We start from the raw sequence: 18,833 nt of genomic DNA on the forward strand, positions 1-18,833 counted from the left end.
TCCGGTGGCTCCGCGCGGGTTAACGGGTGTTAGAGTTCTGCTCGGCTCCGCGTCCAGCCGGGCGGAGTCAGGGGGCGGAAGGGGGCATGGCGATGGCCGGGGGGTTCCCGTCGGGGTGGGACACGCCAGGTGGTTCGGGGCGCGGGCGCGGGGTAAGGCACCCGTTGGCGCGGACGCCGCCCAGGAACGCCTTCGAGGTGCAGCGTGACCGAGAGCAGCAGCGGATTAACGACCGCCGAGCACAAGGCCCAGGTGCGCAAGGCGGCGACGGCCAGCGTGGTCGGCACCGCCATCGAGTGGTACGACTTCTTCCTCTACAACACCGCCGCCGCCGTGGTCTTCGCCGAGGTCTTCTTCCCGAAGTCCACGCCGTACGCGGGGACGCTGGCGGCCTTCGCGACCAACGCCGTGGGATTCGCGGCCCGGCCGGTGGGTGCGGCGATCTTCGGTCACTGGGGCGACCGCATCGGCAGGAAGGCGACGCTTATCGTCACCCTGCTGACGATGGGCGTGGCCAGCGCGCTCATCGGCGTGCTGCCGGGCACGGAGAGCATCGGCATCGCCGCGCCGATCATCCTGGTGGTCCTGCGCATCCTGCAGGGCATCGCGGTGGGCGGCGAGTGGAGCGGGTCGGTGTTGCTTTCGATGGAGTGGGGCGACCAGCGCCGGCGCGGGCTGATGGCGAGCTGGCCGCAGGTGGGCGTGCCCATCGGGCTGATCCTCGGCACCGGCGCGATGTCGCTGCTGGCCGCCACGACCGGCGACACGTTCAAGGACTGGGGCTGGCGGGTGCCGTTCCTGGCCAGTCTGGTGCTGGTGGCGGTCGGGCTGTGGGTGCGGCTGAAGGTGCTGGAGACCCCGATGTTCGCGCGGGTGCTGGAACGGCGGCAGGTGGCGCGGCTCCCGGTCGTCGAGGTGCTGCGCAAGCACCCGAAGGAAGTGGTGCTCAGCGCGTTGCTGCGGGTGTCGGAGCAGATGCCGTTCTATCTCTACACGACGTTCGCGATCACGTACGTCACCCAGCAGCTCGGCCTGCCCCGGACGGTCGCGCTGTCAGCCGTGACGTGCGCGGCGGCGGTGGAGCTCGTCGCGATCCCGTTCTTCGGGCACCTCAGCGACCGCGTCGGGCGCAGGCTCGTCTACGCGGTCGGCGCCGCGCTGCTGGCGGTGGTGGCGTTCCCGTACTTCGCCCTGCTCAACACCGGCATCGTGCTCGTGGTCTTCCTCACGATCATGATCACTCAGATCCAGCACGCCATGGAGTACGGCCCGCAGGCCTCGCTCATCGCCGAGAGCTTCCCGACCCCGCTCCGGTACGGCGGTGCGGGCCTCGGGTATCAGCTCGCCTCGATCATCGCCGGCGGTCCGGCGCCGTTGATCGCGACGTGGCTGCTGCACGACTACGGCTGGCAGGCCATCGCGATCTTCATGGTCGGCGCAGCGGTGGTCGGGTTCGTGGCCACGCTCGCCCTGCCGGACCGCTCCAAGATCGATATTTCGCTGCATTCCGCCTACAAGACGACCTGATCGCCATTTCTCGTGTCTTTCATGATTTGATAGCACCATTGAGCCGGTCTGAACGACAGGAGATGGGTAAGCCGTGAGCGTCGTGGTGTGCGGTGAGGCGATGCTGCTGATGCTGGCCGAACCCGGCATCCCGCTGGAGCGGGCCACCGTCTTTCGCCGCTCGATCGCCGGCGCGGAGTCGAACGTGGCCGCCGGCCTGGCCAGGCTCGGCCACGACGTGCGCTGGCTGGGCCGAGTGGGGGCCGACCCCGCGGGCAGGGCGGTCCTGTCCATGCTCCGGGCCGAAGGCGTCGACACCCGGCACGCCGTCGTCGACCCGGATGCGCCGACGGGGCTGCTGGTTCGTGACAGTCACCCCTTCCGGGCCATCGACGTGCAGTATCACCGTGCGGGATCGGCCGCCTCGAGACTGACCCCCGACGAGGTAGCGCCTGAGATGGTGAGCGGTGCGAAGATCGTCCACGTGACGGGGATCACCCCGATGTTGTCCGATTCCGCGCATCAAGCGACCTTGCGACTGCTGGAGCTGGCCGGACAGGCCGGGGCGCTGGTCTCCATCGACCCGAACGTCCGCCTCAAGCTGGGCACGCCCGGGGCGTGGCGCGAGCGGGTCGTGCCGCTGCTGGCCAGGGCGGATGTGGTGCTGGCCGGGGAGGACGAGCTTGACCTGCTCCAGGTGGACCCCGCTGCGCTTCCCGGGCTGACCGTGGTCAAGCACCGCGACAAGTCGGCCACATGCGCGGGATTGCGACAGGAGGCGTTCCCGGTGCCGGTGACCGATCCCGTGGGGGCGGGGGACGGGTTCGCCGCCGGGTTCCTGTCGGGGATGTTGCGGGGTGAGCCGTACGAGGTGTGCCTGCGTGAGGGGGCTGGCGTGGCGGCGCTCGTCGTCCAGTGCGCGGCCGACACCGACGGGCTGCCGGACCGGGCGGGCCTGGACCGCGCGCTGGCCGCCTTCACCGAGCCCACCGAGACAGTCCATCGATAGCGGGCCATCAGCCAGAGATGTCATGCCGCCATGAGCGAAACCGCCGCAGACGGTCGCCGGTAACCACGAATCTGTCGAAGTCGGTCCACGACGAAACGCGAGCCCGCTGGAGGCGGTTTGTCACGCGGAGTGAGTCTGCCCATGTCGGCTGCCTTTGCCTTGATGAGCGAGCGCGTCGAAGGCGGGCCGGCGAGGAGCGAAGAGCTCGGCGGAGGCCGTCGGATCGAAGAGTGCGCACGTGGAAGACGAGCCAACGATAAGCCTGCATACCCGATGAAAGCGGCCCGTTGGAAGTGGATGCATGGGGAAGATGGTTCGTCGGCGAGTCGGCCGGCCCGGTTGAGGAGGTCCGTTCGGAGAGGCATGCGGAGACGGTTCGCCGCCGCTGGCGGGCCCGTTCGCGGGTGAATCCGAGGCGAAGCCGTTCGGTGATGAGACAAGACCGCAGAAAGGAAGTCATGTACCGCTGGGAGATCGTCCAGGCCGTCACGCAGCAGCGTGTGTTCGGCATCGTCAGGGCAGCCGCGCCCCCGGCGGCGCTGGCGGCGGCCGAGGTCGTGCTGGACGCCGGGCTGCACGCCGTCGAGGTCGCGCTCACCACGCCCCGCGCCCTCAGCGCCGTGGCCAGGCTCACCGAGCAGCGGCCCGACGCCCTGGTCGGCGCCGGGACGGTGCTCGACGCGGCCGCCGCCAGGGCCGCCGTGGAGGCTGGCGCCCGCTTCCTGGTCTCGCCCAGCCTGCACCCCGAGGTGATCCGCGCCGGACACCGTTACGGCGTGCCGGTCTTCCCCGGCGTGGCCACTCCGACCGAGATCGTACGAGCCCTGGAGGAGGGTGCGGACGCGGTCAAGATCTTCCCGGCCTCGGCCGTGTCACCGTCCTGGCTGCGGGACGTGCGGGCGGCGCTGCCGCAGGCGCCGGCGATCCCCACCGGCGGCGTGAGCGTCGAGGACGCGCCCGAGTGGATCGCGGCCGGTGCCGTGGCCTGCGGCATGGGCTCCGCGCTGACCTCGGGCGGGCCACGTGCCGCGGGTGAACGGGTGGCCGCGTTGTTGGCCGGGCTGGCGCGGGCCCGATGAGCGTGGAGGCGCTGCGGGGCCTGCACGGGCAGGTCGTCGACGCGGTCGGCAGGTCGCTCGCGGCGGGGGAGATCCGGGCCGGCCAGGTGCTGCGCCTGGAGGACGTCCAGGAGCGGTACGGGGTGTCCAGGACCGTCGCGCGCGAGGCCGTCCGCGTGCTGGAGTCGAAGCGGGTGGTCACCAGCCGCCCTCGTGTCGGCGTCACCGTACGGCCGATGAGCGCCTGGAATCTTTATGATCCCCAGGTGATCCGCTGGCGGCTGGCCTCGCCCGGACGTGAGGCCCAGCTGCGTGAGCTGGCCGAGCTGCGCGCCGCCGTCGAGCCCGCCGCCGCCGCGCTGGCCGCGGCCAGGCAGGATCCCCGTGTCCGGGACGAGCTGGCCGCCCACGCCCGTGCCATGGACACCGCGGCGCGGGCAGGTGACCACCGGGCCTACGTCACGGCCGACGCCGCCTTCCACCGGGTGTTGCTGACCGCGTCGGGCAACGGCATGTTCGCGCAGCTCGCCGAGGTGACCGAGGTGCTGCTCGAAGCCAGGCGGGAGCTGCTGCTCCTGCCCGAACGCCTGGAGACCACTGCCATCGGACGCCATCACGAGATCGCCGAGGCGGTCGCCGCAGGGCGCCCGGACGAAGCCGCGCAGGCCGCCGCGGACATCGTCGGACGCGCCCGTGCCGAGGTCGAGCAGATCCTGGAAGACAGCCGGGTCCGCGTCACGGAGGTTCCCCGATGAGCGTCGCCGTCCACGTCGGGCCCGAACCGGTGCCCGTGCTGATCGACGCCGTACGGCGATCGGGCGGCAGCGTCGTGCCCCTGGAGGAGGCCGAGGCGATCGTCTACTACGGGCGCGGCGGCCCCGAGGAGCTGCGATCCATGATCCACGACGGCATCCGCTGGGTGCAGTTGCCCGCGGCGGGCGTCGAGCGGTACGCCGAGGCCGGGGTGATCACCGACGAGCCGGTCTTCACCGCCGCAACCGGCTCCTACGGCGTACCCGTCGCCGAGCACGCGCTGGCGCTCATGCTGGCTGCGGCCCGCAACCTGCCGCAGCTGGCGAGGGCCAGGGAGTGGGGGCGGAACGCGTCGAGGGAGTTCGCCGGCTCGACGGTCGCGATCATCGGCAGCGGGGGCATCGGCCGGGCGCTCATCAGGATGCTGGAGCCGTTCGGCTGTCAGGTGGTCGCGGTCACCGACAGCGGCCGGGCGCCCGGTGCGCAGCGCATCCTTCCGCGTGCCCGGTATCGGGAGGCGCTGCCGGAGGCCGCGTACGTCGTCCTCGCGGCGGCCACCACGCCGAGTACCAGGGGCATGATGGGCGCCCACGAGTTCGACCTGATGCGTACGGACGCCTGGCTGGTCAACATCGCCCGAGGTGCGCTTGTCGTCACCGACGACCTGGTGGCTGCCTTGCGTACGGGCCGGATCGGTGGTGCGGCGCTGGACGTCACCGATCCTGAGCCGCTGCCGCCGGGGCATCCGCTGTGGCACATGGACAACGTCCTGATCACCCCGCACACCGCGAACCCGCCGTCGTCCTACTGGCGTGGCCTGGCCGAACGGGTGGCCGCGAACGTACGCCACTTCGGCGATGGCGCCCCGTTGGAAGGTGTGGTCTCACCGGAGCAGGGGTTCTGATCGGTGGGGCGGGCGATGGCGGTGACGTTCGCCCCGGCGATGGGGGTGGCCGTGGAGCACGTGGCGGTGGTGGACGGGTGGTGAGGTTCGGCCTCGGCGGTGTAGTACGGGTGGCGGTGTAGCACGGGTGGTGACATTCGGCCCCGGCGGTGGAGCACGGGGGCGATGCTGCATAGGTGGTGACGTTCGACCCCGGGCGGTGGTGCACGGATGGGGGTGGTGCATGGGTGAGGGGGGAGTCTCGGGTGGTGGGAGGTGTTAGCCCAGGGCCAGGCGGGCGCCGGGGCTCAGGTCTGAGTCGTGTACTTCGAGTCCGGCCGGTTCGATGCTTCTCGGCAGGTCGAACACCAGTGTGCCCGTGAAGGACTGGCTGGGGGCGATGCGGGTCGAGGTGATCTCCGCGCCGCCCTTGTCCAGGAGCTTGTTCCCGCCGTGCAGTGCCTCGTCCTTGTCGATCAGCTTCTGCTGGCCAGGGTAGAGGACGCGGGCCTCCTGGCCGACGTTGTTCACCTTGACCATGACCTGGCAACTGCGGTGGGTGGCTGACTTTGCGGCTTTGGGGCACTTTGTGTTGGTTACCGCGAACGTCAGCGTCCCGTCCTTCACCGGGCCTTCCTCGCCGATCGCGGATGAGCGGAAGATCCAGGCCAGCGTGGCCAGCACCACCACGAGGAGCACGATCGCGATCACCAGCGCGGTCACGCAGCCGGTGAAGGTGCTGCGCCTGCGGCGCGGTGGGACGTACCCGGGCAGGGGGCCCTGGCCCGTCGTGTGCGGGGGCAGCGGGCCCTGACCGGTGGTCTGGTGATGGGAGAGCGGGCTCTGACCGGTTGCCTGGTGGTGGGGGAGCGGGATGTTCCCGGTCCTGTCCACGGGGGGCGGCATCAGCGGCGGGCGCGGCCCGGGGTGCTCGGCCGGGGCGGGCATCTGCGGCGCGCGCGGCCCTGGGCGCTCGGCGGGTGCGGGCATGGGCGGGCGCGGGCCGGTGCTCTCGGCCGCGGAGGGCGCCTGCGGCGGGCGTGCTCCCGTGTGCTCGGGCGCGGACGGCATCGGCGGCATCTGCGCCTGGTGCGGCCGTTCGGCGGAGGGGGGCATGGGGGTGCGTGAGCCCGCGTGGTCGGCTGCCGATGGTGGCGGTGCCTGGTGTGGCCGTTCGGCCGACGGGGGCATCGGGGGGCGGGGGCCCGTGCGTTCGGCGGGTGGGGGCATCGGCGGGCGCTGGGCCGTGTGGTCCACCGGGGAGGGCATGGGCGGGCGGGGGCCGGTGCGTTCGGCCGGGGGCGTCATGTGGTGCAGCGGCGGGAACTCCGACGGGTTCCACGCGTTGGTCAGGTGCTTGCTGGCGGCGAGTTGCGCCGCGGGCTCGTCGGCCGCCCCCACCAGCTCCAGCAGGAGCTGCTTGGCCGCCGGGCGGCGTGCCGGGTCGGGGTGGATGGCCGCGGCGACCAGCCGGTCCAGCGGCGCGGGCAGCCCGCGCAGGTCCGGCGGCGCGGTACGGGCCCGCGCCGCCATCACGTACGCGTCCCCCTCACCGAACGGGTGCCCGCCGAGCCCCGCGTATGCGATCAGCGACCCCCAGGCGAACACGTCGCCGGCCGGGCTCGTGTGCCCCTCGAAGACCTGCTCGGGAGCGATCCACCCGGGCGTGCCCATCACCATGCCGGCGTTCGTGTGCCGGGACGCGACGTGCGTGGAACGCGCCAGGCCGAAGTCGATCACCCGCGGCCCGGCCAGCGTCAGCATGACGTTGGCCGGCTTGAGGTCGCGGTGGACCAGCCCCGCGGCGTGGATGGCGGTCAGCGCCGCCGCCACGCCCACGGCCGCCGAGTGCAGCACGGACGGCGGCAGCGCGCCGTGCTCGATCAGCTGGTTCTCCAGCGAGATGCCGTCGATGTACTCGGTGACCAGGTAGAGAACCCCGCGGTCCTCGCCGTGGTCGAGCACCCGCGCGGTGCAGAACGAGGCCACCTTGCGCGCGTTGGACACCTCTTCGTGGAAGCGCGCCCGGTAGACCGGGTCGGCCGTGAAGTCGCGCCTGATGGCCTTGAGCGCGACCTTGACCCTGTCTGCGCCCCTGGCGAGGTAGACGGTGCCCATGCCCCCCGAGCCGAGCCTGCTGACCAACTCGTAGGGGCCGATTTCCGGCGGATCCTCAGGCTTCAGCGGAGTGCCTGCCGAGCGCCCCACGGTCGCCGTCCTCTCGCCGTCGTCATCCCGTCGCAAACCGAACCGTTTCCTCCGCCGGTACGCAATTTTCCACCCCAGACTCTAACGGAGAAGCCGCGGCCCGGTGGCGACGAAGACCGTTCAGCTCTGGGCCGGACGCCGCTTCAGCGGCCGCATCGTCACCCGCAGACGGGCGGCGTTGAGTGTCTGGGGCAGCGGGCGGTGCGGCGACAGCGGCCGGCCGGACGCCTTCGGGCGGGCCGAGGCCAGGATGCCGCCCAGGAAGGCGGTGCCGACGGCGAGCATGAGGTGCACGCCGTCGCAGCGTGGCAGGGCCCACCATTCGTCGGCGGCGGTGCCGTCGAGCCAGATCTCGGGGGCGAAGGAGTCGGCGTAGGGCAGGCGCGCGCTGCGCTGGTGCGGGGCGAACGGGAGGAGCACGTGGGTGCCGGCGGGCACCGGGACGCCGTACCAGTAGGTCTCCTCGGTGCTGATCCGGGACAGGGCCGGGACCGGCGGCCACAGGCGCAGGCCCTCGCGCAGGCAGGCGCGCAGGTAGTCGGAGTCGGCGCGGGCGCACTTGCGCTGGGCGGGGTAGGTGGCCAGCAGCGCGAGGGTGCGCATGAGGCTCGCGGCGGTCACGCTGAAGCCCATGAGCCAGAAAGCGGCCTGCCGCAGGCCGCGTGCCTGCGGGCCGCTGGTCCGGGCGAGCAGTCCGGCGAGGGTGCCGGGCTCGGCGCGGCGCAGGTGGTCGAGGATGCGGGCGTCGTAGCGGCCGGACAGGATCTCCTGGCGGCGTCTGGCGCGGCCCCTGCCCGCCCGCCTGACCTGGGCGAGCAGTGTGCTCAGCTCCTCGTCGCCGGCCGCGCCGGCGCCGTAGACGCATCGCCGCGCCACCCGCTGCCAGCACGCCTCCAGCCGGGCGTAGTCGACGACGCCGTCGGTCAGCGCCGCCGCCTCCTCCCGCGCCACCTCGGTGAACGCCGGTCGCAGTACGTCGCAGGGCAGCCCGGCGGCCCGCTCGCGCACGGCGGGGACGAAGGCGGGCTCGGACAACACGCGTTCGGCGTCCCGCTGGGACAACACCACCAGGGCCGTGCGGCGCGGGCCGCGGACCAGCACGGGACGGCCGCCGTACCGGATCTGCAGGCCGGTCAGCAGGGAGCGGGAGCGCAGCAGGTCGAGTCCGGGCGTCGCGTGCGGCGTGCCCGGGGGCAGCAGGGCGGCGGTCAGGCGCAGGCTCTCCAGCACGGTGGCCCTGGGCAGGCCTCTAGGCACGCGTGCCCTCTCCGGGGCCGGTCGGCGCCCGCGTGCCCGGGGTCGTCCGAGCCTGACCTCGGCGGGCCGCAGGCGCCGCCTCGGTGGCCGGGACGGCGGCCGGAGCGGGAAGGAAGTCCATGGGCTCATGCGATCGCCCGTCCGCCGGTCGCGCAAGCGGGGGTCTCGGTGGGCGGAACGTTTTCGGGCCGCGCCTTATGGAGCGTTCCAAGGGCCGGAACGCCTCAGGCCGCCACGAGCGCGGCCGTGATCGCCTGGGCGGCGCCGCGTACCGTGAGGCCGAGCCGGGCCAGCGGCGCCGATGTGGCCGGGGCCGCCACCCCCACCGACATGCACACGCCGCCGCCGGGGCCGAAGACCGGGGCGGCCACGCACGACACGCCCTCGGTGTACTCCTCCTGCGCGTACGCCACGCCGAACCGGCGGACCTGGGCCAGTTCCCGCTCCAGCGCGGCCTGGCCGGTGATCGTACGGCGGGTCAGGCGTTCGAAGCCGCCGCGGCCGAGCAGTTCCTCGCGCAGCCCGGGGTCGAAGGCCAGCAGCGCCTTGCCGGTCGCCGTGCAGTGCAGCGGCGCGAGGTCCGTGCCGTCGGAGCGGGAGCGTACGCGGTCGTGGTCGTACAGGCGCTCGACGTAGCGGGCCTCCAGTCCGGCGGGCACGGCGAGGTTGACCGTCTGCCGGGTGGTCTCCTGAAGGCACAGCAGGTACGGCAGCACCACCCGCCGCGAGCCCGGGATGCGGCCGCGGGCGATGCCAGCCATCGTCTCCAGCTGCCTGCCCGGCAGGTAGCCGGTGCCCACGCGGCGGACCAGTTCGCGCGCGCACAGTACGCCGAGGATCCGGTGGGCGGTCGACTTGGGCAGGCCCGTGCTCCGGCAGAGCTGGGCCAGGCTGACCGGCCGGGGCGCCGCGCTCAGCGCGAGAAGGATGTCGATGCCCCGCTCCAGGCTCCCCGGCGTCGTCACCGGACGCGCGAGGTCTTCCTTACGGGCCGTTTCCAGCGGCATGGTGGTCCCTTTCGCTCTCCGAGGAGCGGATGGGGCTTCCCGGGGCTGCGGCTTGACAACCCTTGCCCTACCCCGCCGCCGCGCGTCCGAATACCCGGTTCGGCGCGGGCTGATGATCTCCGCGTACACGGAAACGGCCACTTCAGCGGGGTTTTTGCGCATATATCCGGAATTGTGGGCGCAAGTGCCCGCTCGCCACCGTCCACCCCCGCCGGCACGGGTGGAGCGTCACCACCGAGGGAACGTGTGCCTGGGTGCGACACCCGTCCACGAGGACCGCCGCACGCGGTCGCCGACCGCCGAGGACGGGAAGGCCAGGGGCGCGAACGCGAAGGCCAGGGACGAAGGCGCGAAGCCCGTCGTCCCCGGCCGGTCTTCGGGGTTATCGGCGCAGGGCGGCCGCGTCGGCGGCGAGCTTCTCCACGCGGGCCCAGTCGCCCGTGGCCAGGGCGTCGGCGGGGGTGAGCCAGCTTCCGCCCACGCAGCCCACATTGGGCAGCGCCAGGTAGTCGGCGGCACTCTCGGCCCGGATGCCGCCGGTCGGGCAGAAACGTACGTCCGGCAGCGGCCCGGCCAGCGACTTCAGGTACGGCACGCCGCCCGCCGCCTCGGCCGGGAAGAACTTCAGCTCCTTGATCCCCCGCTCGGCCAGCGCCATCACCTCCGAAACGGTGGCGGCCCCCGGCAGGTACGGCACCCCGCTCGCCTCCAGCGCCTCGACCAGCGACAACGTCGTGCCCGGCGACACCAGGAACCGGGACCCGGCCGCCACGGCCGCCGAGATGTCAGCCGTGGTACGGATCGTGCCCGCGCCGACGGTGGCCCCCGGCACCTCCGAGGCGATCCGCTCGATCGCGCCGAGCGCGGCCGGCGTGCGCAGCGTCACCTCGATGACGGGCAGCCCGCCCGCGACCAGCGCCTCGGCCATCGGCACGGCGGTCGCCACGTCGTCGATCACCACGACGGGGATCACGGGGGCCAGGTCGAGCAAGCTCATAAGAGTCTTCTCCTCATCGGCCGGGGTTCACGGCCGATCTAGTGATGATCAGGTTGTGCGTCAGCCCACGAGCTCGGTGGTGGCCCGCTGGCGCAGCCAGGCGGCCGCGCCGGTGAGCGCCGGCTGGGGCGCGACGATCAGGGTGGTGGCGATGGCCTCCAGGTAGCGGGGCATGTCGGGGTTGCCGACGAACCGGGCACGGAAGCCGCTGGCCCGTACGCGTTCCACGATACGGGGCAGCACGCCGCCGCCCAGATAGACCCCGCCCCTGGCGCCCAGGGTGAGCGCGACGTTCCCGGCGAAGCCGCCCAGCATCTCGCAGAACACCTCGACGGTCTCCGCGCAGAGCGAGTCGTCCAGCCGGGCCACGATGTCGGAGGCGGTCAGGTCGGGCGCGGCCACGCCGTTGACCTGGGCCAGCGCCCGGTGCAGGCGTACGAGGCCGGGGCCGGACAGCAGGTGCTCGGCCACCACGTGCGTCAGGCCCCCGGCCTGCAGCACCCGTACGATCTCCTGCTCGCGCCGGTCGATCACCGGCACCGTGACGTGCCCGCCCTCGCCCGGGATCGGCGTCCAGCCCCGGTCGGTGGGCACGAGCCCGCCCACACCGAGCCCGGTCCCCGGCCCCAGCACCGCCTTGACGCCGTGGGAGGGTTCGGGCCCGCCCAGGGAGACCAGGTCGCCGCCCTCCAGGTGGGGCAGCGACACGGCCAGCGCCTCGAAGTCGTTGAGCAGCACCGCGTACGGGATGCCCAGGTCGCGTACGGACCCGGCCCACGCCGAGTTCGTCAGCCGGTAGCGGTCGCCGTCGATCGGCCCGGCCAGCGCGAGGCAGGCCGCGCCCGGTCGCGCCCCGCCCGCGTGCTCGGCGAGGTAGGCGTCCACGGCGTCGGGCAGGGTGGCGTAGGCGGAGCCGGCCAGCACCGCGACGTTCGAGGGCCGGGCCTGCGGCGAGGTGACCAGCCCGAACCGGGCGTTGGTCCCCCCGATGTCGGCGACCAGCCAGGGAAGGTCAAAGGCACTCATCGCACACCTCCGGTGCTCCGGGCGAGGCCAAGATCGCACGCCGTCACCGGAAGAATGCCACGAACCCTCACCGGGGCAGTCCGGTGGCCCGGCTGCCCACCGGCGTGCCAGTCTCCAGGTGGGAGGCGCCCGCCTCGGTGGGGAAGCCCAGCCCGGGACCGTGGTGGGGCGACTCGGCGCCGCTCACCCCGAAGATCCCGGCGCCCTGCTCGGCGTGCCCGGCCATGCGGCGGAACGCGGCGAACAGCTCACGTCCCGTGCCGACCCACTCCGCGTCGCTCAGCGGCCGGCCCTCGGGCGTGCGGCGGCCCAGCTCCTCGGCGGGCACCAGCAGCTCCAGCGTCCCGGCGGCCGAGTCGAGCCTGATCACGTCGCCGTCGCGGACGAGCGCGATCGGCCCGCCGTCGGCGGCCTCGGGGGACAGGTGGATGGCCGCGGGCACCTTGCCCGAGGCGCCCGACATGCGGCCGTCGGTGACGATCGCCACCCGCTGCCCGCGGTCGAGCAGCACGGACAGCGGCGGCGTGAGCTTGTGCAGCTCGGGCATGCCGTTGGCGCTGGGGCCCTGGTAGCGGATGACGGCCACGAAGTCCTGGCCGTCGAGTTCACCGGCCTCGAAGGCGCGCAGCAGGTCGAGCTGGTCGTCGAAGACCTTGGCCGGGGCCTCGATCACCAGGTGCTCGGCCTTGACCGCCGACACCTTGCTCACGGCCCGGCCGAGGTTGCCCTCGAGCATGTGGATGCCGCCGTCGGCCGAGAACTGCTCGGCGACCGGGCGCAGCACGCCGAGGTCGGAGCTGCCGCCCGTGACCGGCGCCCAGGTCAGCGTGCCGTCCGTCAGCGTCGGCGCCTCGCGGTAGCGGTCCAGGCCGGGCCCGGCGACGGTCAGCACGTCGCCGTGCAGCAGGCCCTCGTCCAGCAGGTCGCCGATGAGCACCTGCATGCCGCCGGCGTCGCGGAAGTGGTTCACGTCCGCCTGGCCGTTGGGGTAGATCTTGGTCAGCGACGGCACGACGCGCGACAGGCAGGCCAGGTCGTCCCAGGTCAGCACGAGGCCCGCGGCGGCGGCCATGGCGACCAGGTGCAGCGTGTGGTTGGTGGAGCCGCCGGTGGCCAGCAGCGCGACGCACGCGTTCACGATCGACTTCTCGTCGACCAGCTCGCCGATCGGCGTGTACTCCGGACCGTGCGCGGTGATCTCCACGGCGCGGCGGCCGGTCGCCTCGGTGAGGGCGTGGCGCAGCTCGGTGTGCGGGTTGACGAAGGTCGAGCCGGGCAGGTGCAGGCCCATGACCTCCATCAGCGCCTGGTTGGAGTTGGCGGTGCCGTAGAAGGTGCAGGTGCCGGGGGAGTGGTAGGACTCGGCCTCGGCGTCCAGCAGCTCGGCCCGTCCGACCTTGCCCTCGGCGAAGAGCTGCCGGGTACGCGCCTTGACCTTGTTCGGCAGTCCGGACGTCATCGGCCCGGCCGGGACGAAGATCGCCGGCAGGTGCCCGAAGTGCAGCGCGCCGATGAACAGGCCCGGCACGATCTTGTCGCAGACGCCCAGCAGCAGCGTCGCGTCGAACATGTCGTGTGACAGCGCGACGGCGGTCGCCATGGCGATCACGTCGCGGCTGTAGAGGGACAGCTCCATGCCGGCGCGGCCCTGCGTGATGCCGTCGCACATCGCGGGCACACCGCCGGCGACCTGCGCCACGCCGCCCGCCCTGCGCACCGCCGCCTTCAGCTCCGGCGGGTAGGTCTCGTACGGCTGGTGGGCGGAGAGCATGTCGTTGTAGCTGGTCACGATGGCCACGCCGGGCTTGGCCGAGCCGCGCAGCGACGGCTTGTCCTCCTCGGGCGCGGCCGCGAAGCCGTGCGCCAGGTTCGCGCAGCCCAGGTGGGCCCGCGCCGGTCCCTTGGCCCGCGCCGCCTCGCCGTCGCGCCGGATCCGCGCCAGATAGGCGGTACGGCTGGCCGCGCTGCGCTCGGCGATCCGATCGGTGATCTCCTGGATGACGGAATTCACAGGTCTTCCTCCTCGTGCCAGGCGCGACCGCTGCGGCCGAGCAGTTCGTGTGCCCCGGCGGGGCCGGTGGTGCCCGCGGGGTAGGGCTCGGGCAGGTCGGCGGAGGACTCCCATGCCGCCAGGATCGGATCGATCCAGCGCCAGGCCGCCTCCACCTCGTCACGCCGCATGAACAGCGTCGGGTTGCCCGCCAGTACGTCGGTCAGCAGCCGCTCGTACGCCTCCGGCACCCGCGCCGTGAACGTCTTGCCGAAGCTCAGCGACAGCGGCACCGGCTTCAGCGTCACCTCGCCCGCGCCCGGCTCCTTGGCCATGATGTGCAGTTCGATGCCCTCCTCGGGCTGCAGCCGCAGCACCAGGCGGTTCGGCGTGCCGCCGGGGAAGATGGAGTGCGGCACGTCCTTGAACTGCACCACGATCTCCGACCGCCGGTACGGCATGCGCTTGCCGGTCCGCAGGTAGAACGGCACTCCCGCCCATCGCCAGTTCTTGATCTCCGCGCGGATCGCGGTGAACGTCTCCACCCGCCGCGAAGCCTCGGTCGTCGGCGTGGAGGCGGGCTCGTCCAGGTAGGACGGCATGCCGTCGGCCTCAATGTACTGGCCGCGCACGGTGAAACGGTCCACTTCGGTCCCGACGATCGGCCGCAGCGACTGCAGCACCTTGACCTTCTCGTCGCGGATGGACTCGCGGTCGTTGCGGGCCGGCGGCTCCATCGCGGTCAGCGTGAGGAGCTGGAGCAGGTGGTTCTGCACCATGTCGCGCAGCGCGCCCGCGTGGTCGTAGTAGCCGCGCCGGCCCGGCGTGCCGACGGTCTCGGCGGCGGTGATCTGGACGTGGTCGATCCACAACGAGTTCCAGATCGGTTCGAGGAAGGCGTTGGCGAAGCGCAGCACCAGCAGGTTCTGCACCGTCTCCTTGCCCAGGTAGTGGTCGATGCGGAAGATCTGGCGCTCGTCGAAGATGGCGCCGACCTCGTCGTTGATCCGCTGCGCGCTGGGCAGGTCGCGGCCGAGCGGCTTCTCCAGCACCACCCGCGAGAGCGGCGTGACCAGGCCGGCCTCCTCCAGCTCGCGGCAGAAGGGGCCGAACGTCATCGGCGGGCTGGCCAGGTAGAACACCCGGTCGCGCTGCTCGTGACCGGCCAGCAGCCTGGTCAGCGCGCCCCAGCCGGACTTGTCCTCGCCGCCGACGTCCACCGACACGTGGTGCAGGCGGCCGAGGAAGCGCTGCCACATGGCGGGGTCGTCAACGGGGACCTGGTCGCGTACCTCGGCGTCCACCTTGCCGCGGAAGTCGGCGTCGGTCAGCCCGCCCCGGGACATGGCGATGACGCGCGTCTCCGGGGACAGCCGGCCGTCCCTGTCGCTGTGGTAGAGCGCCGGGATCAGCTTGCGCATGGACAGGTCGCCGGTGCCGCCGAAGACGACGAGATCTGCGGTATGGGCGGGGCCGGCAGTCGAGAGGGGGGACAAAACGAAGCTCCGTTGATCTACCAAGAAGGACAGAACGGACACTAACGAGAGTTCGGGTCGTACACAAGCGGAGTTTTGGCATACGAGATAAAAAAGTCTTCACTTTCCATTACCGAAGCCCATGTGGTTCACTTGGCCGATGCCTCGACGTACCGCCGCGACCCTCGCCACGAGTGGCGAGGTGCTCCGCCTCATCCGCACGGGCGAGGCCGTCACGCGCGCCGACCTCGGCCGGGTGACCGGCCTGTCGCGCCCGGCGGTGCAGTTGCGCGTCGGCGAGCTGCTCGAACGCGGCCTGGTCGTCGAGCGCACCGACGCCCCCTCCACCGGCGGCCGCCCGCCGGTCCGGCTGGAGTTCAACTCCGGCGGCGGCGTCGTCCTGGTGGCCGCGCTCGGCGCGAGCCGCACCAGGGTCGCGGTCTGCGACCTGGCCGGGCGCGAGCTGGCCGGCCAGGACTTCTTCATCGACGTCGAGCTGGCCCCCGACGCCGTGCTCCCGCTGCTCATGGACACCTGGGACGACCTGCTCGGCGACCGCCCCCGCTCCCTGATCAGGGGTGTGGGCATGGGCGTGCCCGCCACGGTCGAGTTCGCCCAGGGCCGTACGGAGAGCGCCAGGGTGATGGCCTCCTGGACCGGCGTGGTCATCCCGCCCGTCATCCGCGAGCGTTTCCCCGTACCGGTGCTCGTGGACAACGACGTCAACGTGCTGGCCATCGGCGAGCACCGCGGCGCCTACCCCGACCTCGACGACCTGATGTTCGTGAAGGTCTCCACCCGGATCGGCGCGGGCGTGATCGCCGGCGGCGAGATCCTGCGCGGCGCGATGGGCGCGGCCGGCGAGATCGGCCACATCCCGGTGCTCGACGGCGGCGGCGTGTTGTGCCGCTGCGGCAACACCGACTGCGTCGACTCCGTCGCCAGCGGCACCGCGCTGCTGCGCGACCTGCGCGAGGCGGGTAAGGACGTCAGGACCATCGCCGACGTGACCGCGCTGGTACGCGCCGGCGACGCCGAGACGATGGCCACGGTCCGCACGGCCGGCCGCAGGATCGGCGAGGTGCTGGCCGGGGCGGTCAACATCCTCAACCCGTCGGTCGTGGTGCTCGGCGGCGACGTGGCCGAGGCGTTCGGCCCGCTGGTGTCGAGCATCCGCGAGGTCGTCTACCGCCGCTCGACCGCCCTGGCGACCCGGCGGCTGCGCATCGAGCCGAGCCGGCTCGGCGCGGGGGCGGGCATCAACGGCTGCGCGGTCATGGTGCTCGACCACGTGCTCTCGCCCGAGGCGGTGGATGAGACGATGACGGTCTCGACGCTGCGCCGCGAGCGCGGCCTGGCCGCCTCCAGCTAGAGGTCCCAGCGGGGCTCGGCGCTCTCCCGCACCACCCCGTCCGCGCCGAAGACCAGGTGACGGTCCAGGTCGTCGGCGAACCAGCGGTCGTGCGTGACCGCCAGCACCGTCCCCTCGAAGCCGTCCAGGCCCTCCTGGAGTGCCTGCGCGCTGGCCAGGTCGAGGTTGTCGGTCGGCTCGTCGAGCAGCAGCAGCGTCGCCCCGGACAACTCCAGCAGCAGGATCTGCAGCCGGGCCTGCTGGCCGCCGGACAACGTCTCGAACCTCTGGCCGCCGGCCGGCGCCAGCTCGTAGCGGGCCAGCGCCGCCATGGCCTCGTTCCTGGTCAGTGCGTACGTCTGCGTCACCAGTTCGGCGATCGGCCGTCCGTGCAGGTCGGGCCGCAGGTGGGTCTGGGCGAAGTGGCCGGGGACGACGCGGGCGCCCAGCCGCGCCACGCCGGTGTGCGCGACCGGCTCACCGGCCAGCAGGCGCAGGAAGTGGCTCTTGCCGGTGCCGTTCAGGCCGAGCACGCCGACCCGCTCGCCGTAGGCGAGCTGCGCGGAGAAGGGTCGTACCAGCCCGGTCAGTTCCAGGTCCTCGCACGTCACGGCCCGTTTCCCGGTACGCCCCCCGCGCAGCCGCATCCGGACGTTCTGCTCCTTCGGCGCGCGGCTCGGCGGCCCCTCGCGCTCGAACCGCTCCAGCCTGGAGACCGCCGACCGGTACGCGCCCGCCAGCGCGTCGTTGTTGGCCGAGCGCTGCCGCAGCACGTGCACGAGCCGGCGCAGCCTGGCCCGCTCGTCCTCCCAGCGCCGCCGCCGTTCCTCCAGCCGCTCGCCGCGCCGCCTGCGGGCCTCGGCGTAACCGGCGAAGCCGCCGCCGTGCACCCACACCTCGCGCCCCTCCACGGTGACCACGCGGTCGGCCGCCTCGGCCAGCAGCCGCCGGTCGTGCGAGACCAGCAGCACGGTCTTGGCCGACCCCCTGACCGCCCGTTCCAACCATTGCTTGGCCGGCACGTCCAGGTAGTTGTCCGGCTCGTCGAGCAGCAGGATCTCGTCCGGGCCGCGCAGCAGCGCCGCCAGCATCAGCCGCTTCTGCTCCCCGCCGGACAACGTCGCCAGGCTGCGGGCCGCGACCCGCTCGTACGGCAGCCCGAGCGCCTCGGTCGCGCACGCGTCCCACACGACCTCCAGCTCGTAGCCGCCCGCGTCGGCGAAGTCGGAGACGGCCTGGGCGTAGGCGAGCTGCCGCGGCTCGTCGTCGCACGCCCTGATCTCCGACTCGGCGCGGTCCAGCTCGGCGGCGGCCTCCCGCACCCGTGCGGGCGCGACGCCCAGCAGCAGGTCACGCACCCTCCCCGTGCCCAGGAACTGCCGCATCACCCCGACGCCGCCGCCGGTGGAGATCCGCCCGTCGTCGGGCCGCAGATCGCCCGCGATCAGCCGCAACAGCGTCGTCTTGCCCGCGCCGTTGGGGCCGACGAGCGCCGCCTTGGCGCCCTCGCCCACCTTGAACGACGCCTCCAGCAACAACGGCCGCCCGTCGGGCAGCAGGTACGTCACGCCGCTCACCTCGATATGACCCATGTTCCATTACTAGACCATCGATCCGGTTCGCGTACAACGTATTATCCGTGTCGTGGACAACGTATGGGTGCGCCCCCGCAAGGACGCCAAGCCCAGGCTGACGCTCGACCGGATCGTCGCCGAGGCGCTCGCGCTGCTCGGCGAGGAGGGCGTGGGCAAGCTGACCATGCGCCACCTGGCCGAACGCCTCGACACCGGCTCGACCACCCTCTACTGGCACGTCCGTACCAAGGAGGACGTCCTGGACCTGGCGCTCGACGCCGTCTTCGGCGAGGTCCCGCTCCCCGCGGACCGCGACGACTGGCGGACGGCCGCGCGCGACCTGATGCGCGGCTGGCGCGCCGCCCTGCTGCGCCACCCCTGGTCGGCCACCATCCTCGACCGCCCGCTCATGGGCCCCAACGCCCTGGACCGTACCGAGTTCCTCTATCGGACGTTGTCCGGGGCGGGCCTCGACGGCCCTCGGGCCGCCTACAGCCTGTCCAACTACGTCATGGGCTCGGTCATCATGCAGGTCACCTGGCAGCGCCGCGACGGGCTCGCCGCCGGGGCGTTCCTGCGCGAGCGGGCCGCCCGCTACCCGGCGCTGGCCGAGCACGGCCTCGGCCACGACTGGGACGCCACCTTCGACACCGGCCTCGCCTACCTCCTGCACGGAATGGCCCACGAGACCGGCCACCCCTGACCAGCCGAAAGACCGGCCCCGGTTGCCGGGGCCGGT

15 protein-coding genes are annotated in these 18,833 nt (G+C 72.7%); 7 read left to right on the plus strand and 8 right to left on the minus strand.

Annotated elements, in window-relative coordinates:
* Window positions 1–204 precede the first annotated feature (204 nt).
* The 5 genes from DMB42_RS50265 (at window position 205) to DMB42_RS50285 (ending at window position 5,230) form a co-directional block, all read left to right on the plus strand.
* Window positions 205–1,527, plus strand: a complete 1,323-nt coding sequence (locus DMB42_RS50265) for an MFS transporter (RefSeq protein ID WP_125648633.1) — start codon at window positions 205–207, stop codon at window positions 1,525–1,527.
* 73 nt (window positions 1,528–1,600) lie between these two features.
* Window positions 1,601–2,515 (plus strand): sugar kinase, encoded by a 915-nt coding sequence (locus DMB42_RS50270; RefSeq protein WP_125648635.1) that lies wholly within the window; start codon window positions 1,601–1,603, stop codon window positions 2,513–2,515.
* Window positions 2,516–2,973: 458 nt separating this feature from the next.
* Window positions 2,974–3,594, plus strand: a complete 621-nt coding sequence (locus DMB42_RS50275) for a bifunctional 4-hydroxy-2-oxoglutarate aldolase/2-dehydro-3-deoxy-phosphogluconate aldolase (protein WP_125648638.1) — start codon at window positions 2,974–2,976, stop codon at window positions 3,592–3,594.
* Window positions 3,591–4,328 (plus strand): FadR/GntR family transcriptional regulator, encoded by a 738-nt coding sequence (locus DMB42_RS50280; protein ID WP_125648641.1) that lies wholly within the window; start codon window positions 3,591–3,593, stop codon window positions 4,326–4,328. Before DMB42_RS50275 ends, DMB42_RS50280 begins: the two co-directional genes overlap by 4 nt.
* On the plus strand, window positions 4,325–5,230 hold the full coding sequence (locus DMB42_RS50285; RefSeq protein ID WP_125648644.1) for a D-isomer specific 2-hydroxyacid dehydrogenase family protein: 906 nt from the start codon (window positions 4,325–4,327) through the stop codon (window positions 5,228–5,230). The genes DMB42_RS50280 and DMB42_RS50285 overlap by 4 nt, the downstream gene beginning before the upstream one ends.
* 258 nt (window positions 5,231–5,488) lie before the next feature.
* Here the strand turns inward: DMB42_RS50285 and DMB42_RS50290 are convergent, their stop codons facing one another.
* The 7 genes from DMB42_RS50290 to zwf form a co-directional block, all read right to left on the minus strand.
* The gene (locus tag DMB42_RS50290) at window positions 5,489–7,417 is read right to left on the minus strand and encodes a serine/threonine-protein kinase (protein WP_125648647.1); all 1,929 of its coding nucleotides are present in this window, start codon (window positions 7,415–7,417) and stop codon (window positions 5,489–5,491) included.
* 120 nt (window positions 7,418–7,537) lie between these two features.
* A complete protein-coding gene (locus tag DMB42_RS50295) occupies window positions 7,538–8,674 on the minus strand; it encodes a cytochrome P450 (RefSeq protein WP_125648650.1) in 1,137 nt (378 codons plus the stop codon).
* A 224-nt stretch (window positions 8,675–8,898) separates the two neighbouring features.
* Window positions 8,899–9,681: an IclR family transcriptional regulator gene (locus tag DMB42_RS50300; protein WP_185845296.1), complete on the minus strand. Its 783-nt coding sequence runs from the start codon at window positions 9,679–9,681 to the stop codon at window positions 8,899–8,901.
* A gap of 382 nt (window positions 9,682–10,063) precedes the next feature.
* Window positions 10,064–10,678 (minus strand): bifunctional 4-hydroxy-2-oxoglutarate aldolase/2-dehydro-3-deoxy-phosphogluconate aldolase, encoded by a 615-nt coding sequence (gene eda, locus DMB42_RS50305; protein WP_125648656.1) that lies wholly within the window; start codon window positions 10,676–10,678, stop codon window positions 10,064–10,066.
* Window positions 10,679–10,738: 60 nt separating this feature from the next.
* Window positions 10,739–11,704 carry a glucokinase gene (locus tag DMB42_RS50310; protein WP_125648659.1) on the minus strand — a complete coding sequence of 322 codons (966 nt, stop codon included), beginning with the start codon at window positions 11,702–11,704 and terminating at the stop codon, window positions 10,739–10,741.
* Window positions 11,705–11,771: 67 nt separating this feature from the next.
* Window positions 11,772–13,715, minus strand: a complete 1,944-nt coding sequence (gene edd / locus DMB42_RS50315) for a phosphogluconate dehydratase (protein ID WP_125648662.1) — start codon at window positions 13,713–13,715, stop codon at window positions 11,772–11,774.
* Window positions 13,712–15,190 carry a glucose-6-phosphate dehydrogenase gene (gene zwf / locus DMB42_RS50320; protein WP_125648665.1) on the minus strand — a complete coding sequence of 493 codons (1,479 nt, stop codon included), beginning with the start codon at window positions 15,188–15,190 and terminating at the stop codon, window positions 13,712–13,714. The genes edd and zwf overlap by 4 nt, the downstream gene beginning before the upstream one ends.
* Before the next feature lie 139 nt (window positions 15,191–15,329).
* Here zwf and DMB42_RS50325 point away from each other — a divergent pair, with 139 nt between their 5' ends.
* Entirely contained in the window at window positions 15,330–16,541 is a 1,212-nt protein-coding gene (locus DMB42_RS50325; protein WP_125648668.1) for an ROK family transcriptional regulator, read from the plus strand.
* Here the strand turns inward: DMB42_RS50325 and DMB42_RS50330 are convergent.
* A complete protein-coding gene (locus DMB42_RS50330) occupies window positions 16,538–18,112 on the minus strand; it encodes an ABC-F family ATP-binding cassette domain-containing protein (RefSeq protein ID WP_125648671.1) in 1,575 nt (524 codons plus the stop codon). The genes DMB42_RS50325 and DMB42_RS50330 overlap by 4 nt on opposite strands.
* 52 nt (window positions 18,113–18,164) lie before the next feature.
* Here DMB42_RS50330 and DMB42_RS50335 point away from each other — a divergent pair, with 52 nt between their 5' ends.
* Entirely contained in the window at window positions 18,165–18,797 is a 633-nt protein-coding gene (locus DMB42_RS50335) for a TetR/AcrR family transcriptional regulator (RefSeq protein WP_125648674.1), read from the plus strand.
* Window positions 18,798–18,833 lie beyond the last annotated feature (36 nt).

The sequence above is a fragment of the Nonomuraea sp. WAC 01424 genome, assembly GCF_003947315.1.
GTDB lineage: Bacteria > Actinomycetota > Actinomycetes > Streptosporangiales > Streptosporangiaceae > Nonomuraea > Nonomuraea spiralis.

Excerpts from the sequence above, each read along its gene's own strand:
- DMB42_RS50275 (WP_125648638.1), top strand. The coding sequence starts at position 2,974 with ATGTACCGCTGGGAGATCGTCCAGGCCGTCACGCAGCAGCGTGTGTTC.
- DMB42_RS50280 (WP_125648641.1), top strand. The coding sequence starts at position 3,591 with ATGAGCGTGGAGGCGCTGCGGGGCCTGCACGGGCAGGTCGTCGACGCG.
- DMB42_RS50285 (WP_125648644.1), top strand. The coding sequence starts at position 4,325 with ATGAGCGTCGCCGTCCACGTCGGGCCCGAACCGGTGCCCGTGCTGATC.
- DMB42_RS50300 (WP_185845296.1), bottom strand. The coding sequence starts at position 9,681 with ATGCCGCTGGAAACGGCCCGTAAGGAAGACCTCGCGCGTCCGGTGACG.
- eda (WP_125648656.1), bottom strand. The coding sequence starts at position 10,678 with ATGAGCTTGCTCGACCTGGCCCCCGTGATCCCCGTCGTGGTGATCGAC.
- DMB42_RS50310 (WP_125648659.1), bottom strand. The coding sequence starts at position 11,704 with ATGAGTGCCTTTGACCTTCCCTGGCTGGTCGCCGACATCGGGGGGACC.
- DMB42_RS50325 (WP_125648668.1), top strand. The coding sequence starts at position 15,330 with ATGCCTCGACGTACCGCCGCGACCCTCGCCACGAGTGGCGAGGTGCTC.
- DMB42_RS50330 (WP_125648671.1), bottom strand. The coding sequence starts at position 18,112 with ATGGGTCATATCGAGGTGAGCGGCGTGACGTACCTGCTGCCCGACGGG.